This is a genomic window from Nonlabens sp. SY33080 (assembly GCF_011784885.1).
In the GTDB taxonomy this organism is placed as follows: domain Bacteria; phylum Bacteroidota; class Bacteroidia; order Flavobacteriales; family Flavobacteriaceae; genus Nonlabens; species Nonlabens tegetincola.
Genome location: NZ_CP050461.1, coordinates 2,356,122 through 2,380,008, shown reverse-complemented (window position 1 = coordinate 2,380,008; position 23,887 = coordinate 2,356,122). Strand labels below are relative to the sequence as shown.

Below are 23,887 nucleotides of genomic sequence, written 5' to 3'. Positions count from 1 at the left end.
GTCACTATTGTTTAACGACAACCTGCAAGGTTTCTTGTGTGCGTTGTTTTAGTAATACCTGCTGCTCATTTTCAATACTAGCTACTTTTTCACCATTATAATGTCTAATCGTATATAAAGCAACATTCTTTACCACACTTACGTCGTAACGTTCTTGTAATCTAGACAATAGAACATTAATTAGACTATATTTATCTTCAACACAAATTGAAAAACTTATTGCCGAATTTTGTAATAAACCTACCTGCATTTTAGCCTCGCTCAACTCGTGAAATATTTCCGAAATATTTCCTTCACCTATAAAGCTAAAATCTCTAGAAGAAACTCTTAAAAAGATCAAATTCTTACGAACGATATAGCAAGGAATTTCAGGTAATAAGGTATTTGAGTGAGTAATCGTTGACCCGTTTTCTTTAGGATTTAAAAAGGACTTCACATGTAGTGGTATACTCTTTCTTTGTAAAGGCTGTAAAGTTTTAGGATGGATGACACTCGCTCCATAAAATGCTAATTCAATTGCCTCATTGTATGGGATTTTTTCTAGCAAAACAGTGTCATGAAACACTCTAGGATCTGCGTTTAGAACACCAGGAACATCTTTCCATATAGTGACACTTTCGGCATCCAGACAATACGCAAGGATAGCAGCTGTATAATCGCTTCCTTCTCTACCTAGCGTGGTTGTAAAACCATTGTCATCGCTTCCTATAAATCCTTGAGTAAGGAACGAGGAGCTACTTATATTTTTAATAGCATTTTCTGTTTCCTGCCATTGCACTCCAGCATCCCGGTACTTAGTATCAGTTTTAATTAATTCTCTTGCATCCACCCATTGCACAGGAATGCTACAGGCGTTTAAAAAAGCTGCAACAATTTTAGTTGAAATAAGTTCTCCATGACTTACGACTTGATCGTATAAAAAACTGTAGTTTTTTGTTTTATTACGTAACAACTCGCCCTTTAAAGCTTCAATAATTCCTTTAAGTATATTTTTTATTCCGCTTTCGCGAAAGCGTAATACCTCATCCTCATTTATGAAATCTGTAACCTCTTCTAACTCTACAATAACTTCATTATGTTGCTCGTAGAGTTTATCAATCAATTTTAGATAAGAATTATCATTTTTTTGATATCGTGCAAGTATTTCTTCAAGAGCGTTTGTTGTTTTACCCATTGCTGAAACTACCACTCCTAAATCACGAAATCCAGTAATACGCAATACGTTAACTACATTTCTTACACCATTTGCATCTTTAACCGATGCTCCACCAAATTTGAATATCCTCATTACTGTTTGTCAATATAAGCCGTTAAAGAACCGTGATCCATTTGAACAACTCGCCACTCGTCAAATACGGTTGCTCCAGTATTCTTGTAAAAATCAATAGCGTGTGTATTCCAATCCAGCACTACCCATTCTACTCGCCTTGCACCCTTTTTTAACGCGTGTTTAAGAACTTCGTTATATAAGGCTTTTCCTAAACCAACTCCTCTCATTTTTTGAGTAACAATTAAATCTTCTAGATGAATTGTAACACCTTTCCATGTCGAAAATCTGGGATAGCACAATGCCATTCCTTCAATATTACCTTTATATTCACCTACAAAGCAAGTAAAAAGAGGATTATTTCCTGTCCCGTTTTGAATTAAATCTTTTATTGAAATTTCAACTGCATCGGGCTCCTTTTCAAAAAGGGCTAATTCATTAATTAATTCAAGAACTCTAGAAAAATCTTGTTGGGTGGCCTGTCGAATGTTTATCATGGTTTTTTTTGCTAAATTAAAGTCTAGTAGAGTATAATTCAAAAAAGTTAGCACTACATCGTTGTAGTTACCTGCATTTATTAAGATATTTGCAGCAACGATATAAAATATGGCTACCAAAAACCAATCCCTAGGAGAATTTATCATAGAACATCAAGCTGCATTTCCTTATAGTAGCGGTGAATTAAGTAGACTTATCAACTCGATAAGACTAGCAGCAAAGATGGTTAACCACGAGGTTAACAAGGCTGGTCTGGTAGACATTACTGGTAGTATAGGTGAAATCAATACCCAAGGTGAAGACCAACAAAAATTAGATGTTTTTGCAAACGATACTTTTATAAGGACATTGACTAACAGGCAAATCGTTTGTGGTATCGCAAGTGAAGAAAATGACGACTTTATAACTATTGAAGGTAACGATGGTAACCACGCAAGTAAATATGTGGTACTTATGGATCCACTTGATGGTAGTTCAAACATCGACGTAAATGTGTCAGTAGGAACTATCTTTTCCATCTACAGAAGAGTAACACCACCAGGAACACCGGTACAACTGGAAGATTTTCTTCAGCCAGGTAATCAACAAGTTGCAGCTGGATACATTATATACGGAACATCTACAATGCTAGTTTACACTACAGGTCATGGTGTAAATGGATTTACTCTAAACCCAGCGCTGGGAACCTATTACCTTTCACACCCTAACATGCAATTTCCAGAAGATGGAAGAATTTACAGTGTCAATGAAGGTAATTATGTGCATTTTCCACAAGGGATTAAAGATTACATAAAATACTGCCAAAAGGAAGAAGGAGATCGACCTTACACTAGTAGATATATAGGAAGTCTTGTAAGTGATATTCATCGTAACATGATAAAAGGCGGTATTTATATGTACCCTAAAAGCAGCAAGGCAAGTAATGGAAAATTACGCCTTCTCTATGAGTGCAATCCCATGGCATTTATTGCCGAACAAGCTGGAGGAAAAGCCAGCGATGGCCACACAAGAATCTTAGATCTTAAACCAGAAGAACTTCATCAAAGGGTACCATTTATTTGCGGTAGCAAAAACATGGTTGAAAAGGCTGAGCAGTTTATTCAAAGAATACCATAATTTAATAAAAAATGGTATTTTAGCTATTTGAAAATGTATTGAGATGGCCCAACCTGAAAAAAACACCCCTAACGAAGCTGTTGTTGATAGTAATTCAAAATTAGAGGCTATAAAAAACCTCATTTTTGGAGAAAACATACAACAATATGATTCTGAATTTGAACTACTTAAAAAAGATCTTCAGAAAAAAAAGCAGGAACTTCAAGATTTAATCGACGATGCTAGAGAAGAGCTATCAAAAAGTATTGATAGTTTGTCAACTGATCTAAACATTCGTCTTACTGATCTTGAAAGCAAGATGGAAGACCGACTAGACGAGCTAGATGATGCTAAAACAAGTCGAAAAATGCTTGGAGATTCATTAATAGAACTTGGGGAGAAAATTAAAGCCCAGTAAAAGGTTCCTTGATGAATACCGATGAGAAATTAGAACTACTAAAATCTCTCTTACTTACTGACGAACGTGAATATGCACAGAGCATTTCTGTAAAAATCAGTAAGCTGGAAGAAACTTTGCGTGAACGTGCTAAACTTTCAGAAAAGGTATCTCCAATAATACAAGACGAATTACTAGAATTTACCGAACGTATTCCTCAAGAATTAGGACCAATTATTACCGAGACTTTAAAAACTCAAATCGCCGAATCAAAAGATCAAGTAGTTGAAGCCCTATACCCAATTATGGGGCAAATGATAAAAAAATATATCGCACAAGAAATTAAAATTTTATCTGAGCGTATAGAGCAAACTACTCAGGACGTATTTTCAGTTCAAACCATTAAAAGAAAAATAAAGAGTATGTTCACAGGTGTCAAGGAAGAAGAACTTATCATAAGCGATCTTGCCGAGGCAGAATTAGAACAAGTTTTTATAATTGAAAAAGGCTCCGGAATATTATTAGGAAGTTATCAAATTAAAGCAACCCTGGATGAAGATATGATTAGTGGCATGTTAACAGCAATTAAAGCATTTGTAGAAGATGCTTTTAAAACATCCACCCGTAATTTACAGTCTATAGAATATGATTTGTATGAAATTCATCTACATAGTTTTCACCAGTACTACATAGCAAGTGCGATAAGCGGTACATTTACTGAAAACTTGCAAAATAAATTAGAAGACCATAATTTAAAGGTCAGTCAAAACATTAATAAAAATAAACTTATTTCAAAAAGAGAAGAATTACAGCAATTTCTCATAAAGCAATATTCCCAATTTGAATTAGGAAATTAATATGGTATCAAAAAAGATTGTAATAGTAGGAAGTTTTGGAGTTGGTAAAACATCCCTGATAAGAAGGTTTGTAGAAGATCAGTTTTCTGAGGACTATAAAGTTACTATAGGTGTCCATATCATGAAAAAACAACTTAATTTAAACGATAATGATGTTAATCTTATCATTTGGGATACAGAAGGAACAGATGATATTGAAGAAGTGAGACCTGCATACCTGCTTGGAACTCATGGCTTTATATATGTAGCAGATATTAGCAGACCAAAAACTTTTAGTAAAGTTGATGAACATTTAAACTTTCTTCAAAATAAATATCAAAAAACCCCTATCTTAAAGGTCGGAAATAAGTCTGACCTAATCCCTAAAGGTATGATGGCCGAAAAGAAAGATGAATTTGATTTTTTAGATATATTGGTAAGTGCCAAAGAAGGTAATAATGTGCAGCGAATGTTTGAAAGAATCACAAAAATGATGCTTACATGACACCGCACCTAGACATCAATCCCCAAAATTCTCAAATAATTGTCCTTGATGAGAACTTTCAAGTAATTTCATCAAACGATATTATTTTTAATCTAAAGGAAGGAAGTAGCATAGAGCAATTCCATCCTTTTTTTACACAGGTTGATTTGTACTTTGAATCAGAGGAAAAAAAACTAAACTGTGTTGAAATACATGACAAGCTCTTAGACATAAGCTTCAGTAAGAATGCTTCAAATAGAACGATTCAGCTTGTAGATAACAGCGTATTTTATTCTAGACTACAAGAAATTGCTCAAAAAAGAAATGAGTCTTACATATTCAATGAAGTTCTAGAACTTAAAAATGATATGTTAGAGGAGGCTGCCTCCTTCAAAAACAAATTTATTTCAAACTTTTCTCACGAGATGAAGTCACCGCTTACACTAATAAGTGCGTTCTCATCTATGCTAGTGAAAAGTGATTTGCCGCTAGAGCAAAATAAGCTTGTAGAAGCTATCTATGAACAAAGTGAAAACTTAAAGAAGATTCTTGAAGATATTATTGAGTTGTCTTTTCTTAAAAGAAATCAGATTGAGCTCAATCCAGAAACAATCAATTTTATAGAATATCTTGAGAATTTTAAGTTTAAATACACAACCAAAGCATCTAATTTAGGATTTTCATTTTCCTTAAAAATAGGTTCTCAAGTACCTGAATACATTGAAATTGATAAGCGTAGGTTAGATCAAATATTGACAAACCTTATAGAAAACGCGATCTATTTTAATAATGGAGAAAACATAGTTTTAACCGTTAAAGAAAATCAACGACGTGCTAGTAAAGCAAGTCTGCGATTTAAAATTTCTGGAGAAGGTGTTATTCCAGAAACGGTAGCGTCTAATAATCTTCCTGAACTCTCTAGTGACATTCAGATTAAAGGTTTAGGATTCTCAATAGCCAAAGAACTTCTAGATGTTTACAGTGGAAGTCTATATATCGAAAAAGACGAATCAGGCAATAGTGTACAAGTAGCAAATTTGAGAGTGAAAGTTCCTTTGAATGTTGATATTCCTAAAGCAGCTCCAACTGAATCTCCAGCAAAGCCCACGTTTTCTGAAAAAGCAAAAATTATTATTGCAGAGGACAACGGAATTACACAATACACAGCTATTAAAGTCCTAGTGAATGAAAAGAACTTTAATACAATAGTATTTTCTGATCCTAGAGATTTATTAAACGCAGTTGAAAACAAGGACTATGACCTTATTTTAATGTCATCAAGTCTATCTCAAGTGGACGCGATTGAACTCCTTAATATGATTAAAGAGTTTGCAAACGATCACAATAAAAAAATCCCGGTAATCGCTCTTACGACAGAAACTGACAAAAAGCGAATATCGGAATTTAAGAAATCTGGATTCAAACAAGTGGTTCAAAAACCATATACTGACGACGAATTATTAGAATCCGTTTACAGCAACTTGAAGATTAAAAAATTTATTTAGACTACCTGTCTTTATTTAAAAGGTATCGATAATCTTCAAGTGCTAGATGTCCTGAGAAAATTTCGATACTACGCTTTACTAGATATTCAGCATCGGAATCATTGTATCCTATGGCTGTTGCATATCTTTTTAGTAATCTGTGCTCATCCTCGTCCATACTATGATCGGCAAAGACAACTTTAAAAAGATCGTGTAACCATTGAATGCGCTCCTCATTTGTAGTAGGCGGATTAATTGGGTATTTAGATGGATTTTTTATAATAGCCTCAAAATCAGAATCTGCTATACTCAATTTAGTTTTAATACGTCCCAGTATAACTAATTCCTCATCAGAGATTACACCGTTTGTAATTGCAATATTTACTAATGAAGCTAAATGGCTTTTATTTCTAGTAGATTCTCCTGATTCAAATAAACTTGAAAATGACATAGATTAAATTTAGGCTACAAATATACTTATATCTTAAACTCTAGAAATAAGATTTTTTAGGAAGATGAGCTATCATTTCCTTAACCATATTTTCTAAATCAAAACGGTGTTCCCAGCCCCAATCTTCACGCGCCTCTTTATCATTTATTGATGCTGGCCAGCTATCAGCAATGGATTGCCTGAAATCAGGTTCGTACGCTATTTCAAATTCTGAAATATGTTTCTTAATTTCTTGAGCAATTTGTTGTGGAGTAAAACTCATTGCACTCAAATTGTAGCTTGAACGGTCCTTAATTTTATCATTAGGCACATGCATTATATCAACTGTCGCTTTGATAGCATCATCCATATACATCATAGGTAGTGCAGTGTCTTCTTTTAAAAAACACGTATATTCTCCTTTGTTGATGGCATCATGAAAAATTTCAATGGCATAGTCAGTAGTTCCTCCACCAGGCATTGTCTTCCAGGATATTAATCCTGGGTAACGTATGGATCTAACATCTACACCATATTTGTTGTGATAGTATTCGCACCAGCGTTCCCCAGTTTGTTTACTTATACCATATACAGTACTAGGTTCCATTACTGTTTTTTGCGGTGTATTGTCCTTTGGTGTAGTAGGTCCAAAAACAGCTATACTACTAGGCCAAAAGATTTTCTCTATTTTACCTTCTTTACCTAGATCTAGGACATTAAATAAACTATCCATATTTAGATTCCAGGCTTTAGAAGGATATTTTTCGGCAGTTGCACTTAACATTGCGGCCATTAAATAGACATCTGTTACTTCATAATGTGCACAAATATCCTCTACTGCATCAGCATCGGTAGCATCAAGAACTTCAAAAGGACCTGCCTCCATCATTTCTTTATCTCCTTCTCTTATATCGCTTGCTATTACCGCTTCACCACCGTGCAGTTCACGTAGTTTTGCCGTTAACTCACTACCTATTTGACCACAGGCTCCTATTACTAAAATCTTTGTTGCCATGAATTATAACGTTTGCGCAAATATAATTGCACCAGCTTATCAGATTACTTAACGAATAGGTAAATAAATAAGAAATTATCAATCTTATGTAAGAATTAATTCCGCTTTCGCGAAAGCGAAGTAGAAAAAGCTCTATTTTTTAACAAAACATCTAATAATAACCAAACAGAAATACAAACTATGTTAACTATTAACACAATTTAATTAAAAACCGAAATGCATTATTATTTCATTATATAAAATAATTGAGATGAGACTGTACTTTTATTTCAAACAAAAAATAATATTATGAAAAAGATTGGAATAAGTTTAATAGTAGCTGCTGCCATGGTTGCTTGTAATAATGAAAAGAAAAACACGGAAGAACTAGTAGAAGATGCTGGTAATGAAATGCAACAAGCTTACAATGATATAGGAGATGTATCAAGAGAATACGTAAGCTATACAGAGAATGAGGCAGAAAGCATGGCCCAAGACATGAAAACAAATGTCCAAGTTATGGACGATGGGAGCGTGAATATTTCAAATTTTACAGCCTATGGAGAACTACAAAATCAGGTAAAAAACCTATCAACATCACCTAATGTACGTGATGAAATGAATAGTGAAAATGCATATCAAGCATTTCAAACCTTTGTAGAAGAAATGCCAGCTTACTTGAAAACTAATGTTATCATGAAGGAAGTTGATGACGTCGAGAAAGCAATGAAAAAATTAGTTGCAGATCTTGAGGATGAATCAACAAAAGAAAGTACAATTAAAGATCACATCGAGGATATTCAAGAAGCTGTAGAGGATTTAAATGATGAAATTGTAGATGCCAGATTGAGATTTGACGGTTATGAGGATGAAGAGCTTGCAAACTATGCAGACTTTGTAAGTAATGTAAACTATGATGATGAAGGTATAATAACAATTGTAGACTTTAATGATTACGAGACTGTGAAAACGGACCGTATGAATATGATGAATGCACAAGAGGACCAAAAAATTACTTATGCTCAAACACTAGTTACGGATTTTAATTCTATGCTTAACAACATGCCAGAGTACTTAAAAGTAGATGATGTTATGGATGCTGTAGAAGATGTTCAAAAAGAAATGAAAGAATATCAAGATGAAAAAGCCACAGCTACTTTAGATGAAAATCTTGAAAATTTAGAAGAAATCGATGAGGCTCTTTATGACTTAAACAAAGAAATGTTGAAAGCTCGTAAAAAGTATGACGAGAATCGTAGAGATGCTATAGAAGAATACTTAGAGGAATTGAACGACACTGATGAACCTATGTCACAAAGGTTGAAAGAAGCTCGTGAAGAGTATAATGAAGAAATGAATGACTAATTAATTAGTGGGAAGCAATGTAAAACCGCACTTTATTGTGCGGTTTTTTTATTCTAGCAATATTAGCATCTTTGTAATAATGAAAGGCTTTCCTATACTACTAATATTTTTTGTTCTATTTTCTTGTAAAAAGGAAGAACAAGCAGTCGCAGTTACCAAAACAGACCCTAACGCTTTGACTTTTGCGCAAAGTAAAATGCAACTTATTGGTAAAGCACAACAAGAAGTTATCGCTTGGTCTAATTATGAAAGATTTAAAAATCTATTAGAAAATTTAGACCATACACCTGTAGCAGCTCAAAATTTATATGATGCAGCCCAAGATCTTTCAAAAGATATACCAGAAGAGTTAAACAGTCAGGAAGTAGTTAGCAGAATTAAACTAGTTATTACTCGTGCAGGTATTTACAATAGTTATATAAACTATTCCAACGTGGATGATAATATTCTAGTTAAAAAACACGCTGACCTAATTGAATCATGGGATATGTTAACCATAATCATAAATGAAAAAATAAACATTTATGATAAAATAAAACAAGAAACGCTAGAAGACTTGAAAATCATAAATCAAGCAAAACAACCGGGAACAGATTCACTTGACAATAATCTAACAGGATAAATAACATCTACCAGCCCGGCTTTAAATGAAAATAACATGAGCAGGGAACCTTTATTAAAATTTACAGAACGCGGCATATATTGCTCTGCGGCAAATGTGTATCTTGACCCATGGAAACCTGTTGACAAGGCTTTAATCACACATGGTCATGCAGATCATTCAAGATGGGGAAATAAAAAGTATATTACTCATTTAGATAACTTACCGATTATCAAACATCGCTTGGGAGAAATTAATGCAAGTGGTGTTAATTACGACGAGTCATTTAATATAAATGGTGTTACCTTTTCCTTTCATCCTGCTGGCCATATTCCTGGCTCATCCCAAATAAGAGTTGAACACAAAGGCGAAGTATGGGTTTTTACTGGTGATTATAAAACAGAAAATGATGGTATTTCCGTGCCATATGAGCCCATTCGTTGCAACACTTTTATAACGGAATGCACCTTTGGATTACCAGCATTTAAATGGCGTGATCAAAAAGATGTTATGCATGACATCAATATTTGGTGTTCTCAAAATAACGAAGAAGGTAAAACATCAGTTCTATTTGCTTATTCTTTAGGCAAAGCTCAAAGACTCATTAAGCATCTAGACACTTCTCAAATGAAAATTTATTGTCATGGTGCTGTTTTCAAAATGACAGAAGTTCTTAAAGAGTTAATCAACTTTCCTGATTTCAATCTAATTACCAGAGAAACAAAAAAAGAGGAACTTATAGGAAATATTGTCATTGCTCCACCTAGTGCTCATGGGTCATCATGGATGAGAAAATTAGTCCCGTATGCAACTGCAAGTGCTAGTGGATGGATGACATTCAGAGGAGCGAGAAGAAGAAGAGCTATAGATAAAGGTTTTGTACTTTCTGATCATTGTGATTGGGATGGATTGCTATCCTCTATTGAAGCTACTAGGTGTGAAAATGTAATAACAACGCACGGTTATCAAGAGATTTTTGCTAGATACTTAAGAGAAGAAAAAGGGTTGAACGCAATTTCAGAACGCACTCAGTATGAAGGAGAAAACCTTAATGAACAAGAGGATTTATCCACTAATACGAGTAACACATGAAACAGTTTGCCGAACTCATAAGAACCATAGACGGAACTAATAAGACTAATCTTAAAGTTCAAGCGCTCACCAAATATTTTAAAAATGCTCCAGAGCAAGATAAACTATGGACTATTGCTATTCTTTCTCACAGAAGACCTAAAAGACCGGTAAACACAACTCAGTTAAGAGAATGGGCTACAGAAATAAGCGGTATCCCTAGCTGGTTATTTGAAGAGTCCTACCACATCGTAGGTGACCTAGCCGAAACCATCGCCCTCATTTTACCTAGTTCAAACAATAGCACTGACAAAAGCTTATCTACTGTAATCGAAGAACTAATCGAATTGAGAAAAAAAACCGATGATGAAAAAAAAGCTTATTTAAAAGAAAACTGGCTAGGCCTTAATTATTATGAACGATTTGTTTTTAACAAGATAATGACCGGTGGTTTTAGAATCGGAGTCTCACAAAAATTGATGACAAGAGCTCTTTCAAATGCCACAAATATTGACAAGGATATTCTTGCTCATAAATTAATGGGCAGTTGGACAGGAGAAAATACCACCTACAATGAATTGATTTTTGAGGACAATGAAGTAGCTAGAAGAGGAAAACCTTATCCTTTCTATCTAGCTTATGCAATTGAAGGTAATATTGAGGACCTAGGAGATGTTTCCCAATGGAGTGCCGAGCATAAATGGGATGGAATAAGATCCCAAACCATTTTACGTAGCAACGAAATTTTTATTTGGTCACGAGGTGAAGAATTAGTGACGGATAAATATCCCGAATTTCAATCCTTCCTAAAATACATTCCCAACGGGACAGTTATCGATGGTGAGATTTTACCTTATAAAAATGGAGAAATACTAAACTTTAACGACCTGCAAACAAGGATTGGACGTAAAACTATAGGTAAAAAATTGTTACAAGATGTTCCCGTTGTCATAGTTGCCTATGACCTACTAGAATGGCAAGGTAAAGACATTAGAAATCTTCCATTTGAGGAACGTCGCGCCCTTTTAGACCAACTTGTTTTAGACACTAGAACAAAGGCTAGTATACAGGAACCTGATTCTGATTTTCCTTTATTACTTTCTGAAACTATGAGCTTTTCAACTTGGGATGAAATGGGTGAAGAGCGTGCGCTTTCGCGAAAGCGAAAAAGTGAAGGTCTTATGATTAAACATAAAAAAAGTCCTTATCAAGTAGGCCGAAAAAAAGGTGATTGGTGGAAATGGAAAACTGACCCTTATAGTATTGACGCTGTTCTCACATATGCGATGCGAGGACATGGTAGGCGTGCAAACCTGTTTACAGACTACACCTTTGCTCTTTGGGATAATGGTGAATTAGTCACTTTTGCCAAGGCCTACTCTGGCCTTACGGATGCCGAGTTTAGAAAGGTAGACGCTTGGATTAAGAAAAACACATTAGAACGATTTGGTCCAGTGCGCAGTGTAACGCCGCATCATGTTTTTGAAATTGCTTTTGAAGGAATCGCTCCTAGTAAAAGACATAAATCGGGTGTAGCTACAAGGTTTCCTAGGATTTTACGATGGCGACATGACAAAACCATTGACCAAGCAAACACGATCGAAGACCTCAAAGCTCTTATCCCAAAAGAAGGAGATTTGATTTAACTTACTCTACCCATAAGTTTTAGACTGAAATTGGTGAGTTCCTCTTTTGCTTGTTCTGGAATATCAAGACCTTTAATATCTTGTAAAGCCTTTTCAGTGTAAGATTTTATAGCCTCTAGAGTGGCTTGCGCTCCACCACTTTTTTCAAAATGAACCTTAACTTGTTCTTTTTTATCATCGATCTCATCCATGGTCATGTCTAGATGATTAACAGCAAACCATGTTTTTAAATCGTGAGTATGCTCTAGGTTCTCTATACTTTTTAAGTATAGATACGTCTTTTTATTCTCACGTATATCACCACCAACTTCTTTCCCAAAAGTTGCTGGATCACCAAATGCGTCTAGATAATCATCCATTAATTGAAAAGCTAATCCTAGGTTTATTCCATAGTTGTAAACCTTTTGTTGTTCCTCTTCATTTTTGCCAGCGATAATAGCTCCCATTTGTAACGCACATCCTACTAGAACTGATGTTTTTAACTTAATCATGTTCATGTATTCGGCAATCGTAACATCATCCCTACTCTCAAAATCCACATCAAATTGTTGACCTTCACAAACCTCTAGTGCGGTTTGAGAGAATAATGTAGTGAGTTGCTTAAAAGTACCTGCATCGTACTCATCAAATAGTTGATAAGCTATAATTAACATGGCATCACCACTTAAAATACCTGTGTTTTCATCCCATTTTTTATGAACAGTAGGATTACCACGTCTTAAATCTGCCTGATCCATTATATCATCGTGTAACAAGGTAAAATTATGAAACACCTCAACAGCCAGTGCCGCATTAAGAGCCTTATCAATACTCTCACCATACATTTGTGCACTTAATAAGGTGAGCAATGGTCTTAATCGCTTTCCTCCTAAATCTAGAATGTAGTGAACAGGATCGTACAATCCTTTAGGCTCGTTATGATTTATGGTTGATTTTAAATGTTTTAGAAAAACTTCTCTTAACTGTTCTAGTGATTTCATGCTGTAAAAATAAGACAGACCGGTAAGTAGTCGATAAAAATGTTTCCTACATGTTAAACAAATGTAAAACTTAGGAAACTATTTTTGTTTTCAAAGTTTCCTATGAATATATTTGCACGCTGAAACAGAAGCAGGAAAATGTCGCAATTGAAAGATCAAATTATTAAAAAATCGCTAGAGATGTTCCTTACACTAGGTTTTAAGAGTGTAACTATGGATGACATCGCAGCAAAATTGGGTATGAGTAAAAAAACTCTTTATACCCATTTTAAAAACAAACAAGAACTTGTAGCTCACGCATCACTTCATATGTGTAATACTATTTGTGATGGTGTGGATCATATTATAGAGCAATATGAAGACAAACCTATCGAGGAGCTGTATGCTGTAAAACGTTTTGTAATGGAAGAAATGAAAGGAGATCAAACTAGCTCAATTCATCAATTACAGCGATACTATCCCGAGGCTTACAAACCGGTACACGACATCAAATTTCACTACATGGATTCTTGTATTAAAAAAAATGTGAATAACGGTATCAAACTAGGAGTGTATAGAAATAATGTAAATCCTGATTTCATCGCTCGCATCTATTTTATTGGAATGCAAGGGATAAAAGACATTTCCATATTTCCAACAAACGAATTTCCGGTAAATGATTTATATGACGATTATCTAGAATACCACTTACGAGGAATCCTAACTCCTAAAGGAAGACAAATATTAAACCAAATCATAAATTCTAATCACGATTAAATGAATAAATCTGTTCTATATATAATGGCTTTTATGGGTCTCGCTTTCGCGAAAGCGTACTCACAACAAACCGTTCCAGACACCTTCAGTCTACAAGAAGCGATAGACTATGGTTTAGAAAACAATTACCAAGCAATTAATGCACAACGAGAGGTTGCCAAAGCATTGAAGCAAAAATGGGAAACCACAGCTACGGGACTACCACAAATTAACGGATCAGTTGATTATACCAATCAATTAAAACAACCTGTAACTCCATTACCTGGTGAGGTTGTAGGTGGACAGCCAGGAACTTTTGTACCTGTTGTGTTTGCGCCAAAACAATCTATGAACTTAACTGCCACTTTATCACAATTAATATTTGATGGAAGTTACCTTGTGGCGCTCGAGGCTTCTAAAACATTTTTGGATTACTCAAAAAATGCAGACAACAAGACTAAACTAGAGGTACGTAAAGGTATTATAAACGCCTATGGTGGTGTTTTACTGGCACAAGAAAACGTTGCTATCCTAACTCGTAATAGAGACAATCTAGATAGTAACTTAAAAGAAACGCAAGAGATTTTTAAAAATGGCCTTACCGAGGAAGAAAGTGTTGAACAACTACAAATCACACTGGCACAAATTGAGAATCAGCTAGCAAATGCTAGACGTCAAGCAGATATTGCGATGGACATGCTTAAATTGTCTTTAGGGATTGATTTATCTGAACAAATAAGCCTGACCGATGACCTAGAATCCTTAACAAAACAACACTTAGATCCTAGTATCACGCAATCTTCCCTAACTCTAGAAGAAAACGTCGATTATCAAATTGCATTAAATTTTTCTGAACAGCGTCGATTGGAATGGAAACTAGAACGAGCAAAATCACTTCCTACCGTTTCAGGATTTGTTAACTACGGTACTCAAACTTTTGATGATGAATTCGTGTTCTTTAATAGTGATCAGCCTTGGTTTCAACAGAGTGTGGCTGGAGTAAGCATTCAAGTCCCTATTTTCAGTTCCTTTGGTCGTAAAGCTGCTCAAGACAGAACAAAAATTGCGTGGGAACAAGCACTTACCGATCTTGAACGAACTGAGCAGGAATTAAACCTCAATTATCAAACAGCAGTAAACAACTATCAACTAGCAATTGACACATATCAAACAACAAAAGATAATTTATCCCTTGCTGAGCGTATAGAGAACAAAAACTCGGTGAAGTTCAAAGAAGGTATTGCTACTAGCTTTGAATTAAGACAAGCACAAACACAGTTGTACAGTACTCAGTCAGAATATCTTAATAGCATGTACCGTGTTATTCAAGAAAAAGTAAACATTGAAACACTACTTAATACACCTAAATTTAAATAAAAACACCCATCCTAATAATTATCCTATCATGAAACATATTTTAACCATAGCAGTTGCTTTATTTCTGATTTCTTGTGGTGGAGAAAAAACCGCTGAAGAATTAATTGCTGCAGGAGACAAACAAGCTCTTGCAACAAAAAAATCTGAATTAAAAAAACAAAAAGAGACTATAGAAAAAACGATTGCTAAAATTGAAGCCTATGAAAAAAAGAGTAAGGGCGAGGCAATTAAAGCACAAGTAAGTACTATGGTGTTAAAAGACACCCTATTTAATCATTATGTAGAACTGCAAGGTAGTGTAGATACTAAACAGAATATCACTGTAATGCCTGAGACAGCTGGATTACTTACCCAAGTTTATGTAAAAGAAGGACAGCGAGTGTCAAAAGGTCAACGACTAGCTAGAATTGACGATGGTGGTGCCGCTCAAAATCTAGAACAAATAAAGGTACAAGCTCAATTGGCTAAAACTACCTATGAGCGTCAAAAACGCCTTTGGGAACAAAACATAGGTTCAGAGATTCAATATCTGCAATCAAAAGCTAATTATGAAGCTCAAGAGCGCTCAATAAACGCAATGCAACAACAACTTGCCAAAACAGTGGTTACAGCACCTTTTTCAGGAACTATTGACGACGTCATTACAGAACAAGGAAATGTAGTGAGTCCAGGTATGCCTCTATTCCGATTAGTAAGTCTTAAGGACATGTATCTTAAAGTAGACGTTCCAGAAACTTACTTAACCGCAATTAATAAAAATACTGATGTTATAGTTGAATTCCCGGTTTTAGGTGAGACCGTTAAGAGTAAAATTAGACAAACAAGTAACTATATTAACCCGTCAAATCGCTCATTTTCTATAGAGGTTCCTGTTGACAATAAATCTGGTAACATCAAACCTAATCTTACAGCAAAACTGCGTATAAATGATTACACCTCTAAAAATGCGATTTTAGTTCCTCTTAATGTAATAAACGAGAATCAAGATGGTGATCAATATGTGATGGTTACCGCTCAAGGCGAAAACGGATTAATTGCAAAAAGACGTGAGGTAACAACAGGAAAAGCTTCTGGTGATTATATCGAGATCCTAAGCGGTCTTGAACCTGGTGATGAAATCATCACTGAAGGTGCTCGTAGTGTAAAACCAGATCAAGAAATTAATATTATAAACTCATAAGTATGTCAAATAAGAAAAACAGTGACAAAGAGTTTAAACTCTCATCATGGGCAATTGACAACAGTGTTGTTGTTTATGTCATGATGGTAATCATCTTCTTTCTAGGATTAAATGCTTACAACAGCATGCCTAGGGAAGATTTTCCAGAAATTAAAGAAACAAAAATTTACATCTCAAGTGTTTGGCCTGGAAATACGGCTGAGGACGTTGAACGATTGATTACCGATCCCTTAGAAGACAAGCTTAAAAATATTAGTGGCGTAACAGAAACTGAATCTACATCTCAAGAGGACTATTCAATAATCATTGTTGAATTTGATGATGATATAGCTGTAGAGGCTGCTAAACAACGTGTGAAAGACGAAGTAGATCAAGAATCTGCTGGTGAAGACTGGCCTACATTTAACGATAAGCCGGTTACTCCTAATGTTTTTGACCTTACCCTTAGTGAGGAAATGCCTATAATGAACATCAACATCAAAGGTGATTACACTGTACGTAAACTTAAAACCTTTGCCGAATATCTAGAAGATGAAATTGAAGATATAGAGCAAATTAAACAAGTAGACATACGCGGTGCACAAGACCTTGAAGTAGAGATTGCTGTTGATATATATAAAATGACAGCAGCTAAGGTAAGTTTTGATAATATCTTAAATACGGTAAGAGGGGGAAATGCAACCGTAAGTGCTGGTAATTTAAAATCGAGTGGTCAACGACGTACTATTAGAATTATAGGAGAAATCGACAACCCTAAAGAATTAGAAAATTTTGTAGTCAAAAATGAAAATGGACCTATTTACCTAAGAGATGTAGCTACCATCAAGTTTGAAGAAGAAGACAAAAATACATTTGCAAGGGAATCAGGTGATCAGGTAGTAATGCTAGACGTAAAGAAACGTTCTGGTAAAAACATGATTATTGCGGCAGATAATATACGTGAGGTAATTAAGGAGTCTCAGGATTCCGGAGCATTGCCTTCTGACCTAGAAATTACAGTGACAAATGATTTATCTAGCAAGACACTTAATCAAGTAGATGACCTAGTTAATAATATCATTTTTGGTATTCTACTGGTAGTAGGTGTATTGATGTTCTTTTTAGGGTTTAGAAATGCCTTATTCGTTGGTTTTGCGATACCTATGTCTATGTTCATGTCCTTTGCCATTATCAGCCTATTAGGTTACACCTTAAACACAATGATATTATTTGCTATGATTATGGGGCTGGGAATGCTTGTTGACAATGGTATTGTGGTTGTTGAGAATGTTTATAGGTTGATGGATGAAGAAGGTATGTCACGTATCGAAGCTGCAAAAAAAGGAGTAGGTGAAATCGCCATTCCAATTATTATTTCTACTCTAACTACAGTTGCGGCATTCGTTCCATTAGGTTTATGGCCTGGTTTAATGGGACAGTTTATGATTTACTTCCCAATTACTCTTTCTATAGTTTTAGGAAGTTCCTTATTTGTCGCAATATTCTTTAACTCCATGCTAGTTTCAAAATTCATGGAAATTGATGACCGCAACCTATCTATAAAATCCTTAATATACCTAACCGCTATCATGGTTCCTCTAGGAATATTCATCTTATTAGTAGGTGGACCTGTATCTGGTTTAGGTTCTTTGATGATACTTGTAGCGGTTTTATTTTGGCTATATAAGTTTGCTATCAAACCTCTTACTCGTGGATTCCAACGCACGTTTTTAGTATGGTTAGACAATCTATATGAGCGATTTTTAAGATTTGCCTTAAGCGGTATAAAACCATACATTTTTATGATAGGTATGGTGGTAATGTTTGTAGGAATTTTAATGGCATATTTTGGGTGGTCTGTCGCATCTGGAAGAACTAAAATTGAATTTTTTCCAGATAATAAGCCTAATCAAATTATTGTTTACATAGAATATCCTCAAGGAACTTCAATTGAAAAAACAAACAGTATTACCAAAGAAATTGAAGAAGTAGTCTATGAAGTGATCAACGATGATTTCTATATGAAAGACGGAAGAAACGTGCTTGTAGAAAGCGCTGTTTCTCAAGTAGGAATGGGAGCTGGTAATCCTCAAACAGACGGTGGTAGCTCCGCAGAGATGCCTCATAAGGGTAAAATCACCGCGAGTATGCGTGAATATAAATTTCGTGAAGGAAAAGATGGAGAATTAAGAGATAGTGAAGTTTTACGTAAAAAAGTTCAAGAAACTCTCGAAGGTAGATTCCCTGGAGTTGCTATTTCAGTAGAAAAAGATGCAAATGGACCACCACAAGGATATCCTGTAAATATAGAATTAGAAGGTCCTGATTACGGCGAGCTTATATCTACAGCAGAACAAATGGTAAAATTTCTCAACACCAGAAATGTAGCTGGAGTTGATCAATTAAAGGTTGATGTAAATAAAAGTAAACCTTCGATGATTGTTGAAGTTGATCGTGAAAAAGCTGGTGAATTAGGAATAAGCAATAGCCAGGTAGGAATGCAGCTTAGAAGAGCAGTGTTTGGTGAAAAAGCGGGTATCTATAAAAAAGACGGTGAAGATTACGACATCAATGTAAGGTTTAACGAAGATCAACGCTATGATCGTAGTGCGATCTTTAATCAAAGAATAACCTTTAGAGATATGGTAACAGGACAGGTAAAAGAAATACCAGTAAGTGCTATTGCCAAACAACGTAATACTTCTAGCTTTAGTGCTATTAAGCATAAGGATGCAAAACGTGTGGTTACGGTATACTCTGCTCTTAAACCAGGTTTCACCGATGCTGGAGCCGTAGTAGAATCAATAAAATTAGAGATGGTTGACTTTACGATTCCAAATGGTATTAAAGTTGACTATACAGGACAAATTGAAGAGCAAGAAAAAGAGATGGCATTTTTAATGAGTGCTCTATTCGGTGGTTTATTCTTGATCTTCTTGATATTAGTATTTCAATTTGGATCTATATCTAAACCTACTATTATCATGATCGCCATCTTCTTAAGTTTTATTGGCGTTTTCTTAGGGTTGATTATAACGGGAGATCCTTTTGTTATTTTAATGACAATGATGGGAATAATTTCACTTGCAGGTATCGTGGTAAATAACGGTGTGGTGCTTATTGATTATATAGACTTACTTAAATTAAGACGCAGTGAGAAATTAGAACTTGGTGACGATGAAATTCTTCCTAAAAAAGAAATGTTTGAAGCTATAGTTAAAGGAGGAAAGGCTAGGCTTAGACCAGTTATATTGACTGCCATCACAACAGTTCTAGGACTTATTCCTCTTGCTATTGGATTAAATATTAATTTCTTTACGTTATTTACTGAATTTGACCCACAGATTTTCATTGGTGGTGACAACGTAATATTCTGGGGACCATTAGCTTGGACTGTTATTTACGGTCTAATTTTTGCAACCTTTTTAACCCTAGTTATAGTTCCTATCCTATTGTACATGGTACATAGAATCAAGATCAGAATTTACAACTGGCGCAATAATAAAAAGTCATCTGAAGTACAAGTAGCGACTTAGATTTCCCCTATTTCATTTGTCGTTACTACGAGCCCGATTCCCTAATCGGGCTCTTTTTATTTAAGTAGGAATTACCTTTACGCTATATATTAATGATATATATCCAATAGTAATTCGTTTGACCTATACTAAAGCTTTTCAAACAATAACCTTCGTTTGGAGCTTTAGCAATAAGTTGTAAATTTTAATTTGGATGATAAATAAATGTTGTTCTGAAGAAATAAATAGATCTGCTATGATCAACTAACAAGTATAAAAAAAGCTCTGTAGAATGTACAGAGCTTTTTATATTAAAGGATGTCATCCTTTTATTCTAAGTCAACTTTTTTATCGTACTGTATATAATACTCTTCTACTACTTGCATGGTTGTTTCAATCAAGTCCCTAGTTTCTAACAAAAGGCTAAAATATAAGGTAGTATTCTTAGGAGATTGCTCATCATCCTTAGTACGTTTAACCTGTCTATCGATTTTTGCATCGACTAATGCAAGCAATTCACGTTTTGACCTTATAATTTCATCAAGTGATGAAAACTCTTTGTTCTTAAAGGTCTGTTCTGCTTTTCTAAGTATTTGACTCACTTCAGTAATAACCTCTTTCAGGTCTTTCATTTGATTGAACTTCAAACTCTTATGATTATTACTAATATGTCTAGTACTATTCTTTGTAATTAAGTCCAAAGACTGAGTCATATCTTGAAGATGTCCTAAAACTTCAATGTAAAATTTACTTGCTCCTAGATTCTGTTCATCAAGATTCTTTATAAAGTAGAAAATATTATTCCTAAGATCGTCTATTTCTTCACCTAGCTTATTACTTTCCTTTTTAGAAGATTTAAGAACACTTAAATCTTGAGACATCAAACCTTCTAGAGTATTATTATAAATACGTTTTGATCGCTTAAACACCATTGAAACATTATCAGAACTCTCGTGAATAATACCTTGAATAGTTTTACTCTCTGCCTTTTTAAGCTCATCAGTCTCTTTAATTTTAGTAACCGATTTTTTATGAGCTAAATAACTACGGTACAGCAATAACACGGCCAATATAATTAATGGAAATATGGCGTAGTTATTAGTTATATAAATTAAGTAGGCCATGATCGCAGCAGCTGTAAAAGCACTAAAAGCTGTAAAGAACCAACCGCCTATCACATTAATAACACCTGCTATTCTATAAACAGCACTTTCAGTACCCCATGCACGATCAGCAAGAGAAGTACCCATCGCAACCATAAACGTTACATAGGTAGTAGATAAAGGCAATTTGTAAGAAGTAGCAACCGAGATTAAAATAGCTGCCACCATTAAATTCACACTAGCACGCACATAATCAAATGCAGGCTTATCCTCGTGTTTAGGCACCACGTCAAGTTCCGCCACTTTTTCAAACCTCGATGATATATAATTTGATGTTTTTTCTGGTAAAATTGCCTGAATTCCTTCTGCAGCTCTTAATGAATAACGTACTAAAAATCTTGATAATGCATTAGCTTTGAATCGTTCAGTACCTGTATCTTGTCTGGCAAGATCAACTGAGGTTTTAACAACCGCTTGGGCTTTTGATGAGAACCATAGAGTTGCTACCATTATCACACCAGCCACTACTAACAACCATTTATTAGAAGGTAATTTGTTCCCTAGAAAATCCATTGCAACACCAGAAACATCTCCAGGCTGTGTGATAGCATATTCATAAGCTTGATAAGCACCAATAGGCACACCAATAAAGTTCACTAAATCATTACCTGCAAAAGCCATGGCAAGACCAAAGGTTCCCGTGATTATTATTAGTTTATAGATATCCTTTTTAAGTAGAATGACATAAACAAAACTGAACAAGGTCCAGAAAATAGCCGAAATCGTAATAATCTTGGAAACGCTAGTTGTTGCTATTATCTCGCCTACCTTACCTAGATCAGCTCCTTTAAGACCTTTTACTATGATGAAGTAAAACAAGCTAGTAAGTGATAAACCACCAAAAATTCCAGCAAAAAAAGCTGGCCTTTTACGGTAGTCAAAGGTGAGCATTAAGCGCGAAATAAACTGCACCAGTGCTCCAATAGTAAAGGCGATGACGACCGATAACAAGATTCCCATGATTATTTGAAGAGCCTTGTCTGATTCAATGTACTTACCTAGGTCTAGAAAGGATTCTTCTCCAACTTGAGAAATTTTGATCAAAGACATGCAAACCGCCGCACCTAAAAGTTCAAAAACAATAGAAACTGTTGTAGAAGTAGGCAATCCCATCGTATTGAAAAAATCCAACAACAGCACATCGGTTATCATTACCGCCATGAAAATGATCATCACCTCACTAAAATCAAATTGAGATGGAATAAATATTCCTTTACGAGCAACTTCCATCATTCCACTGGAAGAAAGAGCTCCAAAAGCAATTCCCACACTCGCAATAATCATGATGGTTTTAAAGTTGATCGCCTTGGAACCTATAGCACTGTTTAAGAAGTTTACAGCGTCATTACTCACACCTACCACTAGATCGGTTATCGCTAGACCTGCTAGAATGATGAGCATTATTAGATAAATATCTGGCATCTATGTACAAATTTTCGACCCGCAAAAGTCGTTAAAAAAATCCTTTACAATGTTATCTAATCGTTATTTATATTGAGGATAGATTCATTACGCTTTCGCGAAAGCGAACCAAACTAAAATCATTTAAATAAAAAAGAACCGCACAAGTGCGGTTCTTTCATTTATCTATAGTGTTGTTTCTTATTAGAAAGAATAACCAGTCCAACCAAATACTGAAGCATCAGCACCTGTATTTGAAGCTGAAACATTTACCGTAGCTCCTGGAGCATTCTTAACGTCTGTACCATCAGCATTACCACCAGCAGTAGCGTTAACCACAGTAGCGCTAGTAGAATCACCTCTACTATCTTCTAAATCAATAAAGTCAGAAGCTGTAGCAGTACCAGTAATAGATGCCAATGCGTTGTTGATAGTTGCAGTTGCTCCTCTTCTTACTTTAATAAGATCTGAGAATTCTACGTTGTTACCGCTGTTGATTATTGTAATATCTTGAACAGTAAAGTCTGATTGTACATTGTCCGTCGGTGAGTTACCGTCTAGGTTACCATCTGCCTCGATACCACGTGGGTCTGAAGTAACAGCTGTATAACCAGGCTCACGTACACCATATAAGTTTGTACAAGTACCTCTATAACCTTGTGTAAAATCGAACATGTCATCTTTTGCATTAAGTACAAAAATGTTTGAAGCGTTTACAGAACCTCCAAAGAATTCAATTGCATCATCATCACCATCTTTAATCCAGATGTTAGACAAAGTTGTTCCAGATCCTACACCATTTAATGTAAGCCCATTATGTTCTGCACTACCATCAATACGTGCTCCTGTATATTCAATGATCACGTGATCAAGGATACCTGAATCTTCAGTATCATTATTTCCACCAAATAATACACCAGTGTTAACCTCGGTACCAGCTTCGTTTTGTCCAGCTGGGTTTTGTCCAGAAATCCATGCGTTACCATTTATGATAACTCCACCCCAAGCAGCAGGAGTTTGTGAGCTAGCTGTAAAGCGTATAGGAGCTGATGGACTACCATCTGCAACGATTCTTCCACCTCTTTCTACTAGTAAGTAAACATCAGTACCACCAGCCTGAGCTGTAATAGTAGTTCCTTCTTCGATTGTTAATGTAGCACCATTTTTCACAAACAATGGGCCGTTTAATACGTATGCGTTACCTGCAGTTAATGTTCTGTCTTCAGTTAAGTTTCCAGAAAGATTTAGGTCGTTGTTGTTACCGTTTCCACCACCATTTACATCATCATCAGTTTCACAAGATGTGAAAGTAAGTGCTGCAACAGTTAATAAAGATAAGATTGCTTTTTTCATTGTAATCGTGTTAGTTAATTTTAAAAAAATTTAGTT

20 protein-coding genes are annotated in these 23,887 nt (G+C 35.2%); 13 read left to right on the top strand and 7 right to left on the bottom strand.

Annotated features, from left to right (window positions below; all coding sequences use genetic code 11):
• Positions 1-4: 4 nt before the first annotated feature.
• On the bottom strand, positions 5-1,288 hold the full coding sequence (locus HCN53_RS10690; RefSeq protein WP_167342937.1) for an aspartate kinase: 1,284 nt from the start codon (positions 1,286-1,288) through the stop codon (positions 5-7).
• Positions 1,288-1,764, bottom strand: coding sequence for a GNAT family N-acetyltransferase (locus tag HCN53_RS10685; RefSeq protein ID WP_167342936.1), 477 nt, complete (start codon positions 1,762-1,764; stop codon positions 1,288-1,290). The genes HCN53_RS10690 and HCN53_RS10685 overlap by 1 nt, the downstream gene beginning before the upstream one ends.
• Positions 1,765-1,873: 109 nt before the next feature.
• On the opposite strand from HCN53_RS10685, the gene fbp reads away from it, so the two are divergent.
• From fbp to HCN53_RS10660, 5 genes are read left to right on the top strand one after another with little or no spacing between them, the layout of a single operon-like run.
• Entirely contained in the window at positions 1,874-2,881 is a 1,008-nt protein-coding gene (fbp, locus tag HCN53_RS10680; RefSeq protein ID WP_085775611.1) for a class 1 fructose-bisphosphatase, read from the top strand.
• 43 nt (positions 2,882-2,924) lie between these two features.
• Positions 2,925-3,278: a hypothetical protein gene (locus tag HCN53_RS10675; protein WP_042276221.1), complete on the top strand. Its 354-nt coding sequence runs from the start codon at positions 2,925-2,927 to the stop codon at positions 3,276-3,278.
• An 11-nt stretch (positions 3,279-3,289) separates the two neighbouring features.
• Positions 3,290-4,114, top strand: a complete 825-nt coding sequence (locus tag HCN53_RS10670) for a cell envelope biogenesis protein OmpA (RefSeq protein ID WP_085775610.1) — start codon at positions 3,290-3,292, stop codon at positions 4,112-4,114.
• Position 4,115: 1 nt separating this feature from the next.
• Complete coding sequence (locus tag HCN53_RS10665) at positions 4,116-4,598, top strand: Rab family GTPase (RefSeq protein ID WP_042276225.1); 483 nt, start codon at positions 4,116-4,118, stop codon at positions 4,596-4,598.
• A complete protein-coding gene (locus HCN53_RS10660) occupies positions 4,595-6,082 on the top strand; it encodes a response regulator (protein WP_167342935.1) in 1,488 nt (495 codons plus the stop codon). The genes HCN53_RS10665 and HCN53_RS10660 overlap by 4 nt, the downstream gene beginning before the upstream one ends.
• Position 6,083: 1 nt before the next feature.
• On the opposite strand, the gene HCN53_RS10655 is transcribed toward HCN53_RS10660, so the two are convergent.
• Both HCN53_RS10655 and HCN53_RS10650 read right to left on the bottom strand, forming a co-directional pair.
• Positions 6,084-6,512: a TerB family tellurite resistance protein gene (locus HCN53_RS10655; RefSeq protein WP_167342934.1), complete on the bottom strand. Its 429-nt coding sequence runs from the start codon at positions 6,510-6,512 to the stop codon at positions 6,084-6,086.
• A gap of 40 nt (positions 6,513-6,552) precedes the next feature.
• Positions 6,553-7,506, bottom strand: coding sequence for an NAD-dependent epimerase/dehydratase family protein (locus tag HCN53_RS10650; RefSeq protein ID WP_167342933.1), 954 nt, complete (start codon positions 7,504-7,506; stop codon positions 6,553-6,555).
• A gap of 288 nt (positions 7,507-7,794) precedes the next feature.
• Between HCN53_RS10650 and HCN53_RS10645 the strand changes: the two genes are divergently transcribed.
• From HCN53_RS10645 to HCN53_RS10630, 4 genes are all read left to right on the top strand, one after another.
• Positions 7,795-8,850, top strand: a complete 1,056-nt coding sequence (locus HCN53_RS10645) for a hypothetical protein (RefSeq protein WP_042276233.1) — start codon at positions 7,795-7,797, stop codon at positions 8,848-8,850.
• A gap of 79 nt (positions 8,851-8,929) precedes the next feature.
• Positions 8,930-9,472: a hypothetical protein gene (locus tag HCN53_RS10640; protein ID WP_167342932.1), complete on the top strand. Its 543-nt coding sequence runs from the start codon at positions 8,930-8,932 to the stop codon at positions 9,470-9,472.
• Positions 9,473-9,508: 36 nt separating this feature from the next.
• Positions 9,509-10,543, top strand: coding sequence for a ligase-associated DNA damage response exonuclease (locus HCN53_RS10635; protein ID WP_105018175.1), 1,035 nt, complete (start codon positions 9,509-9,511; stop codon positions 10,541-10,543).
• On the top strand, positions 10,540-12,168 hold the full coding sequence (locus HCN53_RS10630; RefSeq protein ID WP_167342931.1) for an ATP-dependent DNA ligase: 1,629 nt from the start codon (positions 10,540-10,542) through the stop codon (positions 12,166-12,168). Before HCN53_RS10635 ends, HCN53_RS10630 begins: the two co-directional genes overlap by 4 nt.
• Here the strand turns inward: HCN53_RS10630 and HCN53_RS10625 are convergent.
• Positions 12,165-13,148: a polyprenyl synthetase family protein gene (locus tag HCN53_RS10625; protein ID WP_167342930.1), complete on the bottom strand. Its 984-nt coding sequence runs from the start codon at positions 13,146-13,148 to the stop codon at positions 12,165-12,167. The genes HCN53_RS10630 and HCN53_RS10625 overlap by 4 nt on opposite strands.
• A gap of 138 nt (positions 13,149-13,286) precedes the next feature.
• Here HCN53_RS10625 and HCN53_RS10620 point away from each other — a divergent pair, with 138 nt between their 5' ends.
• From HCN53_RS10620 to HCN53_RS10605, 4 genes are read left to right on the top strand one after another with little or no spacing between them, the layout of a single operon-like run.
• Entirely contained in the window at positions 13,287-13,904 is a 618-nt protein-coding gene (locus HCN53_RS10620; protein WP_167342929.1) for a TetR/AcrR family transcriptional regulator, read from the top strand.
• Positions 13,905-15,260, top strand: coding sequence for a TolC family protein (locus HCN53_RS10615; RefSeq protein WP_060523307.1), 1,356 nt, complete (start codon positions 13,905-13,907; stop codon positions 15,258-15,260).
• 28 nt (positions 15,261-15,288) lie between these two features.
• A complete protein-coding gene (locus HCN53_RS10610; protein ID WP_167342928.1) occupies positions 15,289-16,440 on the top strand; it encodes an efflux RND transporter periplasmic adaptor subunit in 1,152 nt (383 codons plus the stop codon).
• 2 nt (positions 16,441-16,442) lie between these two features.
• A complete protein-coding gene (locus HCN53_RS10605; RefSeq protein ID WP_167342927.1) occupies positions 16,443-19,955 on the top strand; it encodes an efflux RND transporter permease subunit in 3,513 nt (1,170 codons plus the stop codon).
• A gap of 308 nt (positions 19,956-20,263) precedes the next feature.
• Here the strand turns inward: HCN53_RS10605 and HCN53_RS10600 are convergent, their stop codons facing one another.
• Together HCN53_RS10600 and HCN53_RS10595 are read right to left on the bottom strand one after the other, a co-directional pair.
• A complete protein-coding gene (locus HCN53_RS10600; protein WP_167342926.1) occupies positions 20,264-22,519 on the bottom strand; it encodes an inorganic phosphate transporter in 2,256 nt (751 codons plus the stop codon).
• Between the two features lie 183 nt (positions 22,520-22,702).
• Positions 22,703-23,851 carry a hypothetical protein gene (locus tag HCN53_RS10595; RefSeq protein ID WP_167342925.1) on the bottom strand — a complete coding sequence of 383 codons (1,149 nt, stop codon included), beginning with the start codon at positions 23,849-23,851 and terminating at the stop codon, positions 22,703-22,705.
• Between the last annotated feature and the right edge of the window lie 36 nt (positions 23,852-23,887).